Below are 14453 nucleotides of genomic sequence, written 5' to 3' on the forward strand. Positions count from 1 at the left end.
TCGGGGTGACTGCCTTCTCCTCCGTGCTCATCGCGAACCGTGGCGAGATCGCCGTCCGCATCATCCGCGCCTGCGCGGACGCGGGCCTGCGATCCGTGGCGGTGTACGCGGACCCGGACCGCGACGCCCCGCACGTGTCCCTCGCCGACGAGGCGTACGCGCTCGGCGGCGCCACCGCTCGCGAGACGTACCTCGACATCGCGAAGATCGTCGACGCCGCGCGCCGCTCGGGCGCCGAGGCGGTCCACCCCGGCTACGGCTTCCTGGCCGAGAACTCCGACTTCGCCCGCGCGGTCATCGACGCGGGCCTCACGTGGATCGGCCCCTCCCCCGAGGCGATCGACGGCCTGGGCGACAAGGTGAGCGCGCGCCACATCGCGCAGCGCGCCGGCGCCCCGCTCGTGCCGGGCACCCCGGACCCGGTCGAGACGGCCGACGAGGTCGTCGCGTTCGCGCGGGAGCACGGCCTCCCCGTCGCGATCAAGGCCGCCTTCGGCGGCGGCGGCCGCGGCCTCAAGGTCGCCCGCACGCTCGAGGAGATCCCCGAGCTGTTCGACTCCGCCACCCGCGAGGCCGTCGCGGCCTTCGGGCGCGGCGAGTGCTTCGTCGAACGCTTCCTCGACAAGCCGCGCCACGTCGAGACCCAGTGCATCGCCGACGCGTTCGGCAACGTCCGCGTGGTCTCCACGCGCGACTGCTCGCTCCAGCGCCGCCACCAGAAGCTCGTCGAGGAGGCCCCCGCGCCGTACCTCACGGACGAGCAGAACGCGCGCCTCGTCGAGGCCTCCGAGGCGATCCTCAAGGAGGCCGGCTACCAGGGCGCGGGCACGTGCGAGTTCCTCGTGGGCTCGGACGGCACCATCAGCTTCCTCGAGGTCAACACGCGCCTCCAGGTCGAGCACCCCGTGACCGAGGAGGTCACGGGCGTCGACCTCGTCCTCGAGCAGTTCCGCATCGCGGCGGGCGGCTCGATCGAGCACCTCCACCCGGAGACCCGCGGCCACTCGATCGAGTTCCGCATCAACGGCGAGGACCCGGCGCAGAACTTCATGCCGGCGCCGGGTCGCCTCACCACGCTGCGCTTCCCGTCCGGGCCCGGCGTCCGCGTCGACGCGGGCGTCGCCGAGGGCGACACCGTGTCCGGCAACTTCGACTCGATGATCGCCAAGGTCATCGTCACCGGCGCGACCCGCGACCAGGCGATCGCGCGTGCCCGGCGCGCGCTCGCCGAGATGACCGTCGAGGGCATCCCGACCGTCCTGCCGTTCCACCGCGCGGTGCTCGACGCCCCCGAGTTCACCGCGATCGACGGCTTCTCCGTCTACACGACGTGGATCGAGTCCGAGTTCGCCGACACCATCGCCGGCTTCGCGCCGTCCTCGCCCGCGGCGGACGATGCGGAGGCGGCGACCACCGAGCGCGTCATCGTCGAGGTCGGCGGCAAGCGCCTCGAGGTGGTCCTGCCCGCGTCGCTCGCCCAGGCGGGCCGCGCGAACGCCCGCAAGGCCGGGCGGCGGCCGATGCGCCGGTCCGGCAACGGCGCCGCGCGCGCCGGAGGCAGCGGCACCACGCTCGCCTCGCCCATGCAGGGCACGATCGTCAAGGTCGCCGTCGAGGAGGGCGCGGCCGTCGCCGAGGGCGACCTCGTCGTCGTGCTCGAGGCGATGAAGATGGAGCAGCCCCTCACCGCGCACCGCGCGGGCGTCGTGCGCTCGCTCGCCGCGGGCGTGGGCGTGGGCGTCTCCGCGGGCACCGTCATCTGCGACATCGTCGACGTCGAGGTCACGGCCGAGGGCTGACCCGCCCCACCCCGGCGCCTTTCGACCCGCCCGCCGGACCCGCGCATCGTCCACCTGCCAGGGACTTCGCTGCGCCCGACGCGAATTACGCAACAGGCACGTTCTCTATATTTGACACGGCTCGCGGGGTGCCAATACGCTCACGTCAGCACGGGTAAGGCCTGCCTTACCGTCCCCGACCGGAAGGCTCCGCCATGCTCGCGAACTACCTCATCGGCCTGCGTGAGGGCCTCGAGGCCGCGCTCGTCGTGAGCATCCTCGTCGCGTACCTCGTCCGCACCGAGCGGCGCGGGCTGCTGCGCCAGGTGTGGTTCGGCGTCGGCATCGCCGCGGGCATCTCGATCGGCGTCGGCGCGATCCTCACGCTCGGCCCCCAGGGCCTGAGCTTCGAGGCGCAGGAGGCGATAGGCGGAGGCCTCTCGATCGTCGCCGTGGGCCTCATCACCTGGATGATCTTCTGGATGGGCAAGACCGCCCGCCACCTCAAGGGCCACCTCGAGAACGCGCTCGAGAACGCGATCGCCGTCGGCAAGGGCGCCGTCGTCGCGATGGCGCTGCTCGCCGTGGGCCGCGAGGGCCTCGAGACCGCGCTGTTCCTGTGGGCCGGCATCACGTCGGCCGGCTCGACCTGGGTGCCGATCGTCGGCGCATCGCTCGGCATCGCCACCGCGATCGGCCTCGGCTTCCTCATGTACAAGGGCGCCGTCAGGGTCAACCTCCGCGTGTTCTTCCAGTGGACCGGCGTGTTCCTCATCCTCGTCGCGGGCGGCGTGCTCGCGTACGGCGTCCACGACCTCCAGGAGGCGGGCATCCTGCCGGGCCTCCACACCCTCGCGTTCGACATCTCGGGCGCCGTGCCGGCCGGCTCGATCCACGGCACGCTCCTCAAGGGCATCTTCAACATCTCGCCGCAGACGACGGTCCTCGAGGCCGTCGCGTGGGTCGCCTACGTGGTGCCCGTCATGTGGCTCTTCGTGCGCATGGCGTTCCGCTCCGGACCGCCGCGCCCCCAGCCCGCGCCGGCCGCCTCGCGCGACCTCGCCGCCGCCGGCGCCTGACACCCGTCCCACTCCCCGATCACCACGACAGGTAAGGAAACCCATGCCTCGCCCTGCCCTCGCACGCCCGCTCGCCGCGTCCGGCGCCGTCCTCGCGGCCCTCGCGCTGAGCGCGTGCGTCCCCAACGCGTCCGCCGACGACGAGACCATCGCCGTCGACTCGACCGCCGACGCGTGCGACGTCGCGACCACGGAGGCGCCGTCCGGCACCGTCGTGTTCGACGTGACCAACTCCGGCGACGACGTCACCGAGTTCTACCTGCTGGCCTCGGACGGCCTGCGCATCATCTCCGAGATCGAGAACGTGGGCCCGGGCATCACCCGCCAGCTCGTCGTGCAGGTCCCCGCGGGCGACTACATCACCGCGTGCAAGCCCGGCATGACCGGCGACGGCATCCAGGCCGCCTTCACCGTCACCGACTCGGGCGACGACGTGTTCTCCGGCGACAACGCCGAGCGCCTCGCCGCCGCCGGCGAGCAGTACCTCCTCTACGTCCGCGACCAGATCCAGACCCTCGAGGACAAGACCGCCGCGTTCCTCGCCGCCTACACCGCGGGCGACGACGACGAGGCCCGTGCCCTCTACGCCGACGCGCGCGTCCACTGGGAGCGCATCGAGCCCGTCGCCGAGTCCTTCGGCGACCTCGACCCGATGATGGACGCCCGCGAGGCGGACCTCGCCGAGGGCGAGGAGTGGACCGGCTGGCACCGCATCGAGAAGAACCTGTGGCCGCCGGCCGAGGGCTACGACCTCACCGACGCCGAGAAGCAGGAGCTCGCCGACAAGCTCGCCGCCGACACCGCCGAGCTCGCCTCGCGCGTCGCCGCCGAGGACTTCACCATCGACGCCTTCCAGGTCGGCAACGGCGCGAAGGAGCTGCTCGACGAGGTCGCCGCCGGCAAGATCACCGGCGAGGAGGAGATCTGGTCGCACACCGACCTGTGGGACTTCCAGGCCAACGTCGACGGCGCCGCGGTCGCGTTCGGCGTCCTCCGCGACGTCACGCTCGAGTCCGACCCCGACCTGGTCGAGGAGCTCGACTCGCGCTTCGCCGAGCTCAACGAGCTGCTCGCGCAGTACGGCTCGATCGAGGACGGCTTCGTGCTCTACACCGACCTCACCGAGGACCAGATCGTCGAGCTCGCGCGCTCGGTCGACGCCCTCGGCGAGCCGCTCTCGCGCCTCACGGCCGCGGCGGTCCTCTAGGGTTCCCCGCATGACCGAGCAGGACCGCACGGACGCCCCCGCCCCCTCCACCGAGGAGGGCGGGGGCGCTCCCGCGCGCGCGGACGATGCGCCGGGCGCCGGCGACGAGCAGCGCTCGGGCGTCTCGCGCCGCGCGGTGCTGGGCACGGCCGGCGCCGTCGCGGGAGCCGCGGCCCTCACCGCCGGCGGCTTCGCCGCCGGTCGCGCGACCGCCTCGAACCTCCAGCACAACGCGTACGACTTCTTCGGCGCCCACCAGAGCGGCATCGTCACGCCGCAGCAGGACCGCCTCCACTTCGCGGCCTTCGACATCACCACCGACTCCAAGGCGCGCGTGGTCTCGCTGCTGCGCCGCTGGTCCGAGGCCGCCGCGCGCCTCATGACCGGCTCGGAGCTCGGCTCGGGCGCCGCGGGCGGCGCGTACGCCGCCCCGCCGGACGACACGGGCGAGGCGCTCGGCCTGCCCGCCTCCGGCCTCACCATCACCTTCGGCTTCGGCCCCGGGCTGTTCGACGACCGCTTCGGCCTCGCGGACAGGCGCCCCGCGCAGCTCATCGACCTGCCCCGGTTCTCGGGCGACACGCTCGACGAGCAGTTCACCGGCGGCGACCTGTGCATCCAGGCCTGCGCCGACGACCCGCAGGTCGCCGTCCACGCGATCCGCAACCTCTCGCGCCTGGCCTTCGGCGACGCCGCGATCCGCTGGTCGCAGCTGGGCTTCGGGCGCACGTCCTCGACCACGCGCGCGCAGCAGACGCCCCGCAACTTCATGGGCTTCAAGGACGGCACCGCCAACCTGCGCGCGGAGGACACCGACCTCGTCGACCGCTGGGTGTGGGCCGACGCCGCCGACGGGCAGGCCTGGATGGCCGGCGGCTCGTACCTCGTCGCTCGCCGCATCCGCATCCTCGCGGAGATCTGGGACCGGACGTCGCTCCAGCAGCAGGAGCAGGACGTGGGCCGCACCAAGGGCTCCGGCGCCCCCCTGTCCGGCGGCTCGGAGTTCACCGAGCCCGACTTCACCGTGACCGGCCGCGACGGGGAGCCGCTGATCCGGCCCACCTCGCACGTGGCGCTCGCGCACCCGTCGGCCCACGGCGGCGCGATGATGATGCGCCGCGGCTACAACTTCACCGACGGCGCGGACGCGCTGGGCCGCCTCGACGCGGGCCTGTTCTTCCTTGCGTACGTGCGCGACCCCGCGACCCAGTTCGTGCCCGTCCAGAACGCGCTGTCGAGCTCGGACGTCATGACGATCGAGTACCTCCGCACCACCGGCTCCGCGCTGTTCGCCGTCCCGCCGGGCCTGCCGGCGGGCTCGGTGCTCGGCTCGGACGGCGCCTACGTGGGCCAGGAGCTGTTCGCCTGACCGATCAGCCCTTGCGGGGGTCCTCCATGCGGTGGAGGCGGCGCGCCGCCTCCGCGATCGTGCCCGTCAGCGACGGGTAGACGGTGAAGGCGTCCGCGACATCGTCGACGGTGAGGTGGTGCGCGACGGCCACGGACAGCGGGAAGATGTGCTCTCCCGCGCGCGGCGCGACGATGACCGCCCCGAACACCTGGCCGGTGACCGTGTGGCCGAAGACCTTGACGAAGCCCTCGTCGATGCCGAGCATCTTCGCCCGCGGGTTGCGCACGAGGTCCAGCCTCGACACCTCGTAGAACAGGCCGCGCTCCTTGAGCTCGGCCTCGCTCGCGCCCACGGACGCGATCTCCGGGACCGTGAAGACGTTGGAGGCGACGAGGCCCAGGTCGAGCGGCGTGACCGCGTCGCCCAGCGCGTGCGCCATCGCGATGCGCCCCTGCGTCGCGGCGACGGAGGCGAGCGGCAGCACGCCGGTGCAGTCGCCCGCCGCGTAGACGCCGCGCGCGGTGGTGCGGCTCACACGGTCGACGCGGATGAGGCCGCGGTCGTCGAGCTCGACGCCGGCCTCCTCGAGCCCGATGCCCTCGGTGTTGGGCACCGAGCCGACCGCCATGAGGGCGTGCGAGCCGTCGAGCACGGTGCCGTCCTCGAGCGTGACGCGGACGCCGTCGCCCGTGCACTCGACGGAGGCGGCGCGCCCGCCCACGAGGTGCATGCCGCGGTCGCGGAACACCTGCGTGAGGTGCGCCGACGCGTCGGGGTCCTCGCGCGCGAGCACGCGGTCCTTCGACGCGACGAGCGTGACCTCGGAGCCGAGCAGCCGGTACGCGCCCGCGAACTCCGCGCCGGTGACGCCCGAGCCCACCACGATGAGGTGCGCGGGCAGCTCGTCGAGGTCGTACAGCTGGGTCCACGTGAGGATGCGCTCGCCGTCGGGCTCGCAGCCGGGCACCACGCGCGGCCGCGCGCCCACGGCGAGCAGCACCGCGTCGGCCTCGAGGCGATCGTCGCCCGCCACCACGGCGTGCGGCCCGTCGAGGCGGGCCTCGCCCGTGAGGACGCGGACGCCGTTGCGCTCGAGCCGGGCGCCGATGTCGCCGGACTGCTTCCGCACGAGCGCCTTGACGCGCGCGTTGACCTGCGCCATGTCGACGGTGAGGTCGCTCGCGATCTCGTCGCCGTCGTGGCGACGGATGCCGAGCTCGGACGCGCGCCCGGCGATGGTGAGCCACTCCGCTGTGGCGATGACGGTCTTCGAGGGGACGACGTCGGTGAGGACGGCATTGCCGCCGAGGCCGTGACGCTCGACGAGCGTCACCTCCGCCCCGGCCTTGACGGCCACCAGGGCCGCCTCGTAGCCGCCCGGACCGCCGCCGACGATGACGACGCGAGGGGACATGGCCCCATTCAACCGCACGCGGGCCGATGCGCCGGTCGCGACGCATCGTCCCCGGTCACGGGCGGCTTGGGACGCCGCGCATCGTCCCCGCTCCCGCCCTGCCCGCGGCGGGCGCGCGGGCTAGGCTCGACGCATGACTTCTGCCACCCAGTTCGCCGCGGAGGCCGCGGCCACCCTCGCCGCCGCGACCGGCGTCGACCACCACGACATCGCCCTCGTCCTCGGCTCCGGCTGGGGCGGCGCGGCCGACCTCATCGGCGAGGAGGTCGCGCGGATCGACGCCACCGACGTGCCCGGCTTCGACGCGCACGTCGTGCCCGGCCACCATCCCGTGTTCCGCTCGCTCGTGACCCCGAACGGCAAGCGGGTGCTCGTGCTGGGCGCGCGCCAGCACTTCTACCAGGTGCGCGACGCGGCCAAGGTCGCGCACGCGATCCGCATGTCCGCCGCCGCGGGCTGCACGCAGCTGGTGCTGACGAACGGCTGCGGCTCGACCCGTCCCGACGTGGGCCCGGGCTCGGTGGTGCTGCTCGAGGACCACATCAACTTCACGGGCGCGACCCCGCTCGAGGGCGCGACGTTCGTCGACATGAGCCAGGTGTACTCGCCGCGGCTGCGGGACATCGCGCGCGGCATCGACGGCGAGCTCGTCGACGGCATCTACATCCAGTTCACGGGCCCCCAGTACGAGACGCCCGCGGAGGTGCGGATGGCCGCGACGCTCGGCGCGAACCTCGTGGGCATGTCGACCGTGCTCGAGGCGATCGCGGCGCGCGAGGCCGGCATGGAGATCCTCGGCCTGTCGCTCGTCACCAACCTCGCCGCCGGCATCGGCGGCGACACGCTCGACCACCAGGAGGTGCTCGACGCGGGCCGCGAGGCGGGGCCCCGCATCTCCGCGCTGCTCGCCGCCATCGTGAGGGAGATGTGATGGAGGAGCTGCTGGCCCGGGCCGAGGCCTGGATCGAGGACGACCCGGACGACGTCACCCGCGAGGAGCTCACGCGCGTGCTCGAGGCCGCGGTGGGCGGCGACGCGGAGGCGCTCGAGGACCTCGAGGACCGCTTCGCGGGCTTCCTCGAGTTCGGCACCGCGGGCCTGCGCGGACGCATCGGTGCGGGCCCCAACCGCATGAACCGCGCGGTCGTCATCCGCGCGGCGGCGGGGCTCGCGAAGTACCTCACCGACGCGCTCGCGGAGCTCGGCGTGGACGGGCCCGCGCGGGTCGCGATCGGCTACGACGCGCGCCACGGCTCGCACGACTTCGCGATCGACACGGCCGCCGTGATGACCGCGGCCGGCCACGAGGCGCTGCTGCTGCCCCGCACCCTGCCCACGCCGGTGCTCGCCTTCGCCACCCGCCTCCTCGACGCCGATGCGGGCGTCATGGTGACCGCGTCGCACAACCCGCCGCAGGACAACGGCTACAAGGTCTACCTGGGCGGACGCGTCGTCACCGACGAGGGCCAGGGCGCGCAGATCGTGCCGCCCTACGACGCGGAGATCGCCGCGCGCATCGCCGCGGTCCCTGCCGTCGCCGCGGTGCCGCGCTCGTCCGAGGGCTGGCGCGTGCTGGGCGAGGGCGTGGTCGACGACTACGTCGACCAGGTCGCCGCCCTCGGGGGCGACGTCGAGCCGGTCGCCGCGCGCCGGGCCGCCACCCGCATCGTCCTCACCCCGCTGCACGGCGTGGGCGGCGAGACCGTCGAGCGCGTGCTGCGCGCCGCCGGCTTCACCGACGTGCACACGGTGGCCGAGCAGGCCGAGCCGGACCCCGACTTCCCCACCGTCGACTTCCCCAACCCCGAGGAGAAGGGCGCGATCGACCTCGCGCTGGCGCTGGCGGGGTCCGTGGGCGCCGACGTCGTCATCGCCAACGACCCCGACGCGGACCGCTGCGCGGTCGCCACGATGGTCGACGGCGCGTGGACGATGCTCCACGGCGACGTGGTCGGCTCGCTGCTGGGCGAGCGGATCGCCTCGCGCACGGCGGCCGGCTCGCACGTCCTCGCCAACTCGATCGTGTCCTCGCAGCAGCTGGGCGCGATCGCGGAGGCGCACGGGCTGGGCCACGCCAACACGCTCACCGGCTTCAAGTGGATCGGCCGGACGCCGCGCATGGTGTTCGGCTACGAGGAGGCGCTCGGCTACTGCGTCGCGCCGGACCTGGTCCGCGACAAGGACGGCGTCTCCGCGGCGCTGCTCATGGCCGACTTCGTGTCCGAGCTCAAGGCCGCCGGACGCACGCTCGCCGACGCGATCGACGACCTCGCGCGCGCCTACGGCGTCTACCTGACGTCGCAGGTCTCGGCGCGGTACGCGGACCTCGCGGAGATCCCGGCGACGATGTCGCGGCTCATGTCCGCCCCGCCGGCCACGCTCGCCGGCTCGCCCGTCGTGGCGACCGACGACATGTCGGAGGGCTTCCGCGGGCTGCCGGGTACCACGGGCTTGCACCTCGCGGCGGAGTCGGGCGCGCGCGTGATCGTGCGCCCCTCCGGCACCGAGCCGAAGGTCAAGGCGTACCTCGAGGTGATCGTGCCCGTCGAGGGCGACGACGTCGCGGGGGCCAAGGCCGCCGCCGCCACCACGATGGAGCTGCTCCGCGCGGACGTCACGGCGGCGCTGGGAATCTAGGGCCGCGCACCGGCGAGGCCGCGCCGCGGCGTCGGGGGCGAGCGCGGTGGGTCAGTAGGACCCGGTCGCCTCCGCGCCGTCGAGCACGGCCGCCGTGCCGGACAGGCCGAGGCGGGTCGCGCCGGCCTCGATCATGGCCACGGCCGCGTCCCAGGTCCGGATGCCTCCGGAGGCCTTGACGCCGAGGCGCCCGCCCACCGTCTCGGCCATGAGCTTTACGGCCTCGACGGACGCGCCGCCCGCGGGGTGGAATCCGGTCGAGGTCTTGACGAAGTCGGCGCCCGCGGCCTCGGACGCCCGGCACGCGCCCACGATCGCCTCGTCGGTCAGCGCGGCGGACTCGATGATGACCTTGAGGATCTTCCCGTCCGGCACGGCGGCGCGCACGGCCGCGACGTCCGCCTGCACGGCGTCGAAGTCGCCCGCGAGCGCGGCGGCGATGTCGATCACCATGTCGACCTCGTCGGCGCCCTGCTCGATCGACAGCGCGGCCTCGGCGGCCTTGATGGACGACTGGTGCTTGCCCGACGGGAAGCCGCACACGGTCGCGACGGCGAGCCCCTCGGGGGTGGTCACGGGCAGCATCGACGGCGACACGCACACGGAGAACACGCCGAGATCGGCGCCCTCCGCGATGAGCGCCTCGACGTCCGCGGGGGTGGCCTCGGGCTTGAGGAGGGTGTGGTCGACGTAGCGGGCCAGCTCGGCACGGGTGAGAGTCATGGGACCAGCCTAGGACGCGCGCGGGTTTGCCACCCGCCGGGGGGCGTGAGACCCTCGGGCCAGAGCCCGATCCGCGGCTCCCGGACGAGGGTGACGTACCCGGCCTTGCGACAAGACGTCACACGGGAGCACGCCATGTCATGGATCATCCTCGTCCTGTCCGGGATCCTCGAGGCCGTCTGGGCGACCGCGCTCGGCCGCAGCGAGGGCTTCACCCGCCTCGGGCCCACCGTCGTCTTCGGGGTCGCGCTCGCCGCGAGCATGGGCGGCCTCGCGTACGCGATGCGGGGCCTGCCTGTCGGCACGGCCTACGCGGTGTGGGTCGGCATCGGCGCCGCGCTGACGGTCGGCTACGCGATGGCCACGGGCGCCGAGAGCGCAAGCCTGTTGCGCATCGTCCTCATCCTCGGCATCGTCGGCTGCGTCGTGGGCCTCAAGCTCGCGCACTGAGGCCCACGACGGCCGGCGTCACAGGTCGATGCCGTAGCCCTCGATCACGAGCTCGGCGAGGTCCGCCTTCTCGTCGTAGGGCAGGAACGCACCCCACGCGGCGGCGAGGGTCGCCTCGAACAGGTCCTCCTTGGTCCAGCCCACCTCGGCCAGCGCCGCGAACTCCGACGACATCGTCACGCCCGACACCAGGCGGTTGTCGGTGTTGACGGTGACCGCGAAGCCCAGGTTCCGCAGCTCGTGCATGGGGTGGTCCGCGATGGACGATGCGGCGGCCGTCTGGACGTTCGAGGTCGGGCAGCACTCGAGCGGGATCTGCATGTCGAGCGCGTGCTGCGCGATGACGCCGAGGACGAGCTCCTCGCCGCCGAAGCCGTCGATGTCCTCGTGGATGCGCACGCCATGGCCGACGCGGCGGGCCGAGCCCAGGCCGATGGCCTCGCCCACCGAGGCGGCGCCGTCGGCCTCGCCCGCGTGGATGGTGACGGGCATGTGGTGCTCGCGCAGCAGCTGGAAGGCCTCGCGGTGGTTCGCGGCCGGGAAGCCGAGCTCCGGGCCCGCGATGTCGAAGCCCACGCAGCACGTTCCACGGTTGTCGAGCGCGAGCTGCGCGATCTCGAGCGAGCGGTCGAGGTGGCGCATCGCGTCGAGGATCGCGGTCGCGCGGATCGCGAAGCCCGCCTCGAGCGCGGCGGAGACGCCCTCCTCGATGCCGGCCTGGACGGCCTCGACGACCTCCTGGAGCGACAGCCCGCCGGAGACGTGCTGCTCGGGCGCGTAGCGCAGCTCGGCGTAGATGACGCCGTCCGCGGCGAGGTCGAGCACGGCCTCGCGCGCGACGCGGGTGAGGTTGGCGGCGGTCTGCATGACCGCGGTGGTGTGGGCGAAGGCCTCGAGATAGCGCACCAGGTCGCCGGAGTTCGCGTTCGTCGCGAAGATCTCCGCGAGCTCGGCCGGGTCGGTCGACGGCAGCTCGTGCCCGATCTCGCCGGCGAGCTCGATGAGCGTCGCGGGACGGAGGCCACCGTCGAGGTGGTCGTGGAGCACGACCTTGGGCAGGGCGAGGATGTCCTCGGTGCTGAGAGTCATGAGGCCAGGCTAGCCGCGCGATGCGGGCCGCGCGTCACGAGCGCCGCGGCACCGGCAGCACCAGCCACGCGGCGCGCGACCAGTGCCCGAGGGCGGGCAGCCGGCCCGCGTCGGGCCGCAGGTCGGCGTCGGCGAGGGGCAGCACCGCGCCCGCGCTCGGCTCGTAGACGCGGAAGCCGTCGCCGGTGTCCGCGACGAGCAGCACGACGTGCCGCGGGATCACGGAGTCGAGCCCGAGCGACGAGTCGCCCGCCGTGAACATCGGCACCGGGATGCCGTCGCCGAGCGCGCGCCGCGCGTGCGCGAGCAGCGGTGCGAGCGCCTCCGGCGACGAGTCGTCGACCAGCGAGCCGCGGAAGAGCAGGCCCGCGAAGCGCGTCGAGTCGTCGACCTTCCACGGGGGTGTCCCGAGCGAGCGCGGCCACGCGACGGGCCCGACCGCCGAGGCGGTCGTCTGCGCGTGGATGACCCGCTGCAGCGCGTGCCAGCGCTCCTCGATCGTGAGGGTCTCGAAGCCCTCGGCCTCGGCGTGGAGCGCCTCGGACGGCTCGTACCCGGCCAGCGCGCGGCCGGTCGCGATCCACAGCGCGACGAACGGGTCGCCGACCATGAGCATGACGGCCATCGTCGCGGCGCCGCACGTCGTCTGGTCCACCTGGCGCGCGCGGACGCCGCCCCACTCGAGCGCGCCGGTCGACTCGCCCTGCGGATGGGCGACGATGCGCCGCGTCTCCTCCCCCAGCCCGTCCCACGCGGCGGCGAGCGCCGCGACGGCGGGGATGGGCGCCCCGGAGGCGACCGCGCGGTGCAGGACCGGCGCATCGTCCGCCATCTGGTCGCGTGAAACCTCGAGCGCCTTGGCGTCGGCGGCGGAGGCGCGGTCGACGGCGCGCTGGAAGGCGCGCTCGAACAGCCCCTCGAGGGCGGCGACGTCCTCGGGCGGGCGCCGCTCGGACAGCCCGAGCAGGCCCGCCGCGCGGGCCGCCACGGCGGTGAGCGTCCAGGCCATCTAGCGGGTGTGCGCGCCGACGGCGTCGAGGATGATGCTGCGCTCGACCGACCCGCCCGGGGTGATGTCGAGCGTGCCGTCGCCGCCGCAGGCCTCGGCCAGCGCGGCCAGGCCGCGGGGCATGCGGTCCTCGGTCTCCGTGTGGAGGGTCATGACGACGTCCCCGGCGCGCACCTCGTCGCCGACGACCTTGTGCAGGTACACGCCCGCGGACGCCTGCACGGGGTCCTCCTTGCGCGCGCGGCCGGCGCCCAGGCGCCACGCCGCGACGCCGACGCCCATGGCGTCCATGCGGGTGATGACGCCGTCGCGGTCGGCGCGCACCTCCTCGACGTGCGGCGCGTCCGGCATCGGCGCGTCCGGGTCGCCGCCCTGCGCGGCGATCATGCGCCGCCACGCGTCCATCGCGCGGCCGTCCTTGAGCGCATCGGCCGGGTCGACGTCGGTGACGCCCGCGCCGGCGAGCATCTCGCGCGCGAGGGCGAGCGTGAGCTCGACGACGTCGTCGGGGCCGCCGCCCGCGAGCACGTCGACGGACTCGGTGACCTCGAGGCCGTTGCCGATGCCGCGGCCCAGCGGGGTCGACATGTCCGTGAGCAGCGCGGAGGTCACCACGCCCGCGTCGGTGCCCAGGTCGACCATGGTGCGCGCGAGCTCGAGCGCCTGGTCGAGGTCCTTCATGAACGCGCCGGTGCCGACCTTGACGTCGAGCACGAGCACGCCCGTGCCCTCGGCGATCTTCTTGCTCATGATGGACGAGGCGATGAGCGGGATGGCCTCGACCGTCCCGGTGACGTCGCGCAGCGCGTAGAGCTTCTTGTCCGCGGGGGCGAGGCCCGAGCCGGCCGCGCAGATGACCGCGCCGACGTCCTCGAGCTGCGCCAGCATCTCCTCGTTCGAGAGCGCGGCGCGCCAGCCGGGGATCGACTCGAGCTTGTCGAGGGTGCCGCCCGTGTGGCCGAGGCCGCGCCCGGACAGTTGCGGCACCGCGACGCCGCACGCCGCGACGAGCGGGGCGAGCGGCAGCGTGATCTTGTCGCCCACGCCGCCGGTGGAGTGCTTGTCCGCGGTGGGGCGGGACAGCGACGAGAAGTCGAGCCGCTCCCCCGTGTCGATCATCGCCTGGGTCCAGCGCGCGATCTCGGCGCGGCTCATGCCGCGCTGGAGGATCGCCATCGCGAGCGAGCTCATCTGCTCGTCCGCGACCGCGCCGCGCGTGTAGGCGTCGACCACCCAGTCGATCTGGTCGTCGGTCAGGGTGCCGCCGTCCCGCTTGACGCGGATGACGTCGACGGCGTCGTGGCGCTCGGCCATCAGCCCTCCTCGAGGTGCTGGGGCCCGAAGGCCCACGGAAGAAGATCGTCCAGGGTGAGGGTGCCCTCGGGCCCGTCGATGAGCAGGGCGGGGCCGCCGAACTCGTACAGCAGCTGCCGGCAGCGGCCGCACGGCTGGAGCGGCGCGCCCGCCGCGTCGACGCACGCGAACGCGACGAGGCGCCTGCCCAGGGCGTCCGTGTGCAGCTTCGACACGAGCGCGCACTCGGCGCACAGCGTGAGCCCGTAGCTGGCGTTCTCGACGTTGGCGCCGGTCACCACCTGCCCGGTGTCGGTGAGCGCCGCGGCGCCCACCCGGTACTTCGAGTAGGGCACGTAGGCCCGCTCGCTCGCCTCGCGCGCCTTGGCGCGGAGGAGCTCCCAGTCGACGTCGGTCATCGTC

13 protein-coding genes and 1 riboswitch are annotated in these 14453 nt (G+C 73.9%); of the genes, 7 read left to right on the forward strand and 6 right to left on the reverse strand.

Going from position 1 to position 14453, the window contains the following annotated elements:
• Positions 1-5: 5 nt before the first annotated feature.
• The 4 genes from AOM07_RS01630 (at position 6) to efeB (ending at position 5433) form a co-directional block, all read left to right on the forward strand.
• Entirely contained in the window at positions 6-1799 is a 1794-nt protein-coding gene (locus tag AOM07_RS01630) for an acetyl/propionyl/methylcrotonyl-CoA carboxylase subunit alpha (protein ID WP_156171740.1), read from the forward strand.
• Positions 1800-1993: 194 nt separating this feature from the next.
• Positions 1994-2857 carry an iron uptake transporter permease EfeU gene (gene efeU / locus AOM07_RS01635; RefSeq protein ID WP_062310744.1) on the forward strand — a complete coding sequence of 288 codons (864 nt, stop codon included), beginning with the start codon at positions 1994-1996 and terminating at the stop codon, positions 2855-2857.
• Between the two features lie 43 nt (positions 2858-2900).
• Positions 2901-4064 (forward strand): iron uptake system protein EfeO, encoded by a 1164-nt coding sequence (efeO, locus tag AOM07_RS01640; RefSeq protein WP_062310747.1) that lies wholly within the window; start codon positions 2901-2903, stop codon positions 4062-4064.
• Between the two features lie 10 nt (positions 4065-4074).
• Positions 4075-5433, forward strand: coding sequence for an iron uptake transporter deferrochelatase/peroxidase subunit (gene efeB, locus AOM07_RS01645; protein ID WP_062310749.1), 1359 nt, complete (start codon positions 4075-4077; stop codon positions 5431-5433).
• Between the two features lie 4 nt (positions 5434-5437).
• On the opposite strand, the gene AOM07_RS01650 is transcribed toward efeB, so the two are convergent.
• On the reverse strand, positions 5438-6829 hold the full coding sequence (locus AOM07_RS01650) for an NAD(P)H-quinone dehydrogenase (RefSeq protein WP_062310751.1): 1392 nt from the start codon (positions 6827-6829) through the stop codon (positions 5438-5440).
• A 133-nt stretch (positions 6830-6962) separates the two neighbouring features.
• Between AOM07_RS01650 and AOM07_RS01655 the strand changes: the two genes are divergently transcribed.
• Both AOM07_RS01655 and AOM07_RS01660 read left to right on the forward strand, forming a co-directional pair.
• Complete coding sequence (locus AOM07_RS01655; RefSeq protein ID WP_062310753.1) at positions 6963-7760, forward strand: purine-nucleoside phosphorylase; 798 nt, start codon at positions 6963-6965, stop codon at positions 7758-7760.
• Complete coding sequence (locus tag AOM07_RS01660) at positions 7760-9466, forward strand: phospho-sugar mutase (protein ID WP_062310756.1); 1707 nt, start codon at positions 7760-7762, stop codon at positions 9464-9466. Before AOM07_RS01655 ends, AOM07_RS01660 begins: the two co-directional genes overlap by 1 nt.
• Positions 9467-9517: 51 nt before the next feature.
• On the opposite strand, the gene deoC is transcribed toward AOM07_RS01660, so the two are convergent.
• Positions 9518-10189 (reverse strand): deoxyribose-phosphate aldolase, encoded by a 672-nt coding sequence (gene deoC / locus AOM07_RS01665; RefSeq protein ID WP_062310758.1) that lies wholly within the window; start codon positions 10187-10189, stop codon positions 9518-9520.
• Between the two features lie 59 nt (positions 10190-10248).
• Positions 10249-10314, forward strand: a riboswitch (guanidine-III (ykkC-III) riboswitch).
• A 10-nt stretch (positions 10315-10324) separates the two neighbouring features.
• Here deoC and AOM07_RS01670 point away from each other — a divergent pair.
• Positions 10325-10639 carry a DMT family transporter gene (locus tag AOM07_RS01670; protein WP_062310760.1) on the forward strand — a complete coding sequence of 105 codons (315 nt, stop codon included), beginning with the start codon at positions 10325-10327 and terminating at the stop codon, positions 10637-10639.
• Between the two features lie 18 nt (positions 10640-10657).
• On the opposite strand, the gene AOM07_RS01675 is transcribed toward AOM07_RS01670, so the two are convergent.
• Genes AOM07_RS01675 through AOM07_RS01690 form a run of 4 tightly spaced genes read right to left on the reverse strand, consistent with a single transcriptional unit; the run spans position 10658 to position 14449 of the window.
• The gene (locus tag AOM07_RS01675) at positions 10658-11728 is read right to left on the reverse strand and encodes an adenosine deaminase (RefSeq protein WP_062310762.1); all 1071 of its coding nucleotides are present in this window, start codon (positions 11726-11728) and stop codon (positions 10658-10660) included.
• 34 nt (positions 11729-11762) lie between these two features.
• Positions 11763-12737, reverse strand: coding sequence for a hypothetical protein (locus AOM07_RS01680; protein WP_062310764.1), 975 nt, complete (start codon positions 12735-12737; stop codon positions 11763-11765).
• Positions 12738-14051 carry a thymidine phosphorylase gene (locus AOM07_RS01685; protein ID WP_062310767.1) on the reverse strand — a complete coding sequence of 438 codons (1314 nt, stop codon included), beginning with the start codon at positions 14049-14051 and terminating at the stop codon, positions 12738-12740.
• The gene (locus AOM07_RS01690; RefSeq protein ID WP_062310769.1) at positions 14051-14449 is read right to left on the reverse strand and encodes a cytidine deaminase; all 399 of its coding nucleotides are present in this window, start codon (positions 14447-14449) and stop codon (positions 14051-14053) included. The genes AOM07_RS01685 and AOM07_RS01690 overlap by 1 nt, the downstream gene beginning before the upstream one ends.
• Positions 14450-14453: the final 4 nt, after the last annotated feature.

Source organism: Demequina rhizosphaerae (assembly GCF_000971255.1).
GTDB lineage: Bacteria > Actinomycetota > Actinomycetes > Actinomycetales > Demequinaceae > Demequina > Demequina rhizosphaerae.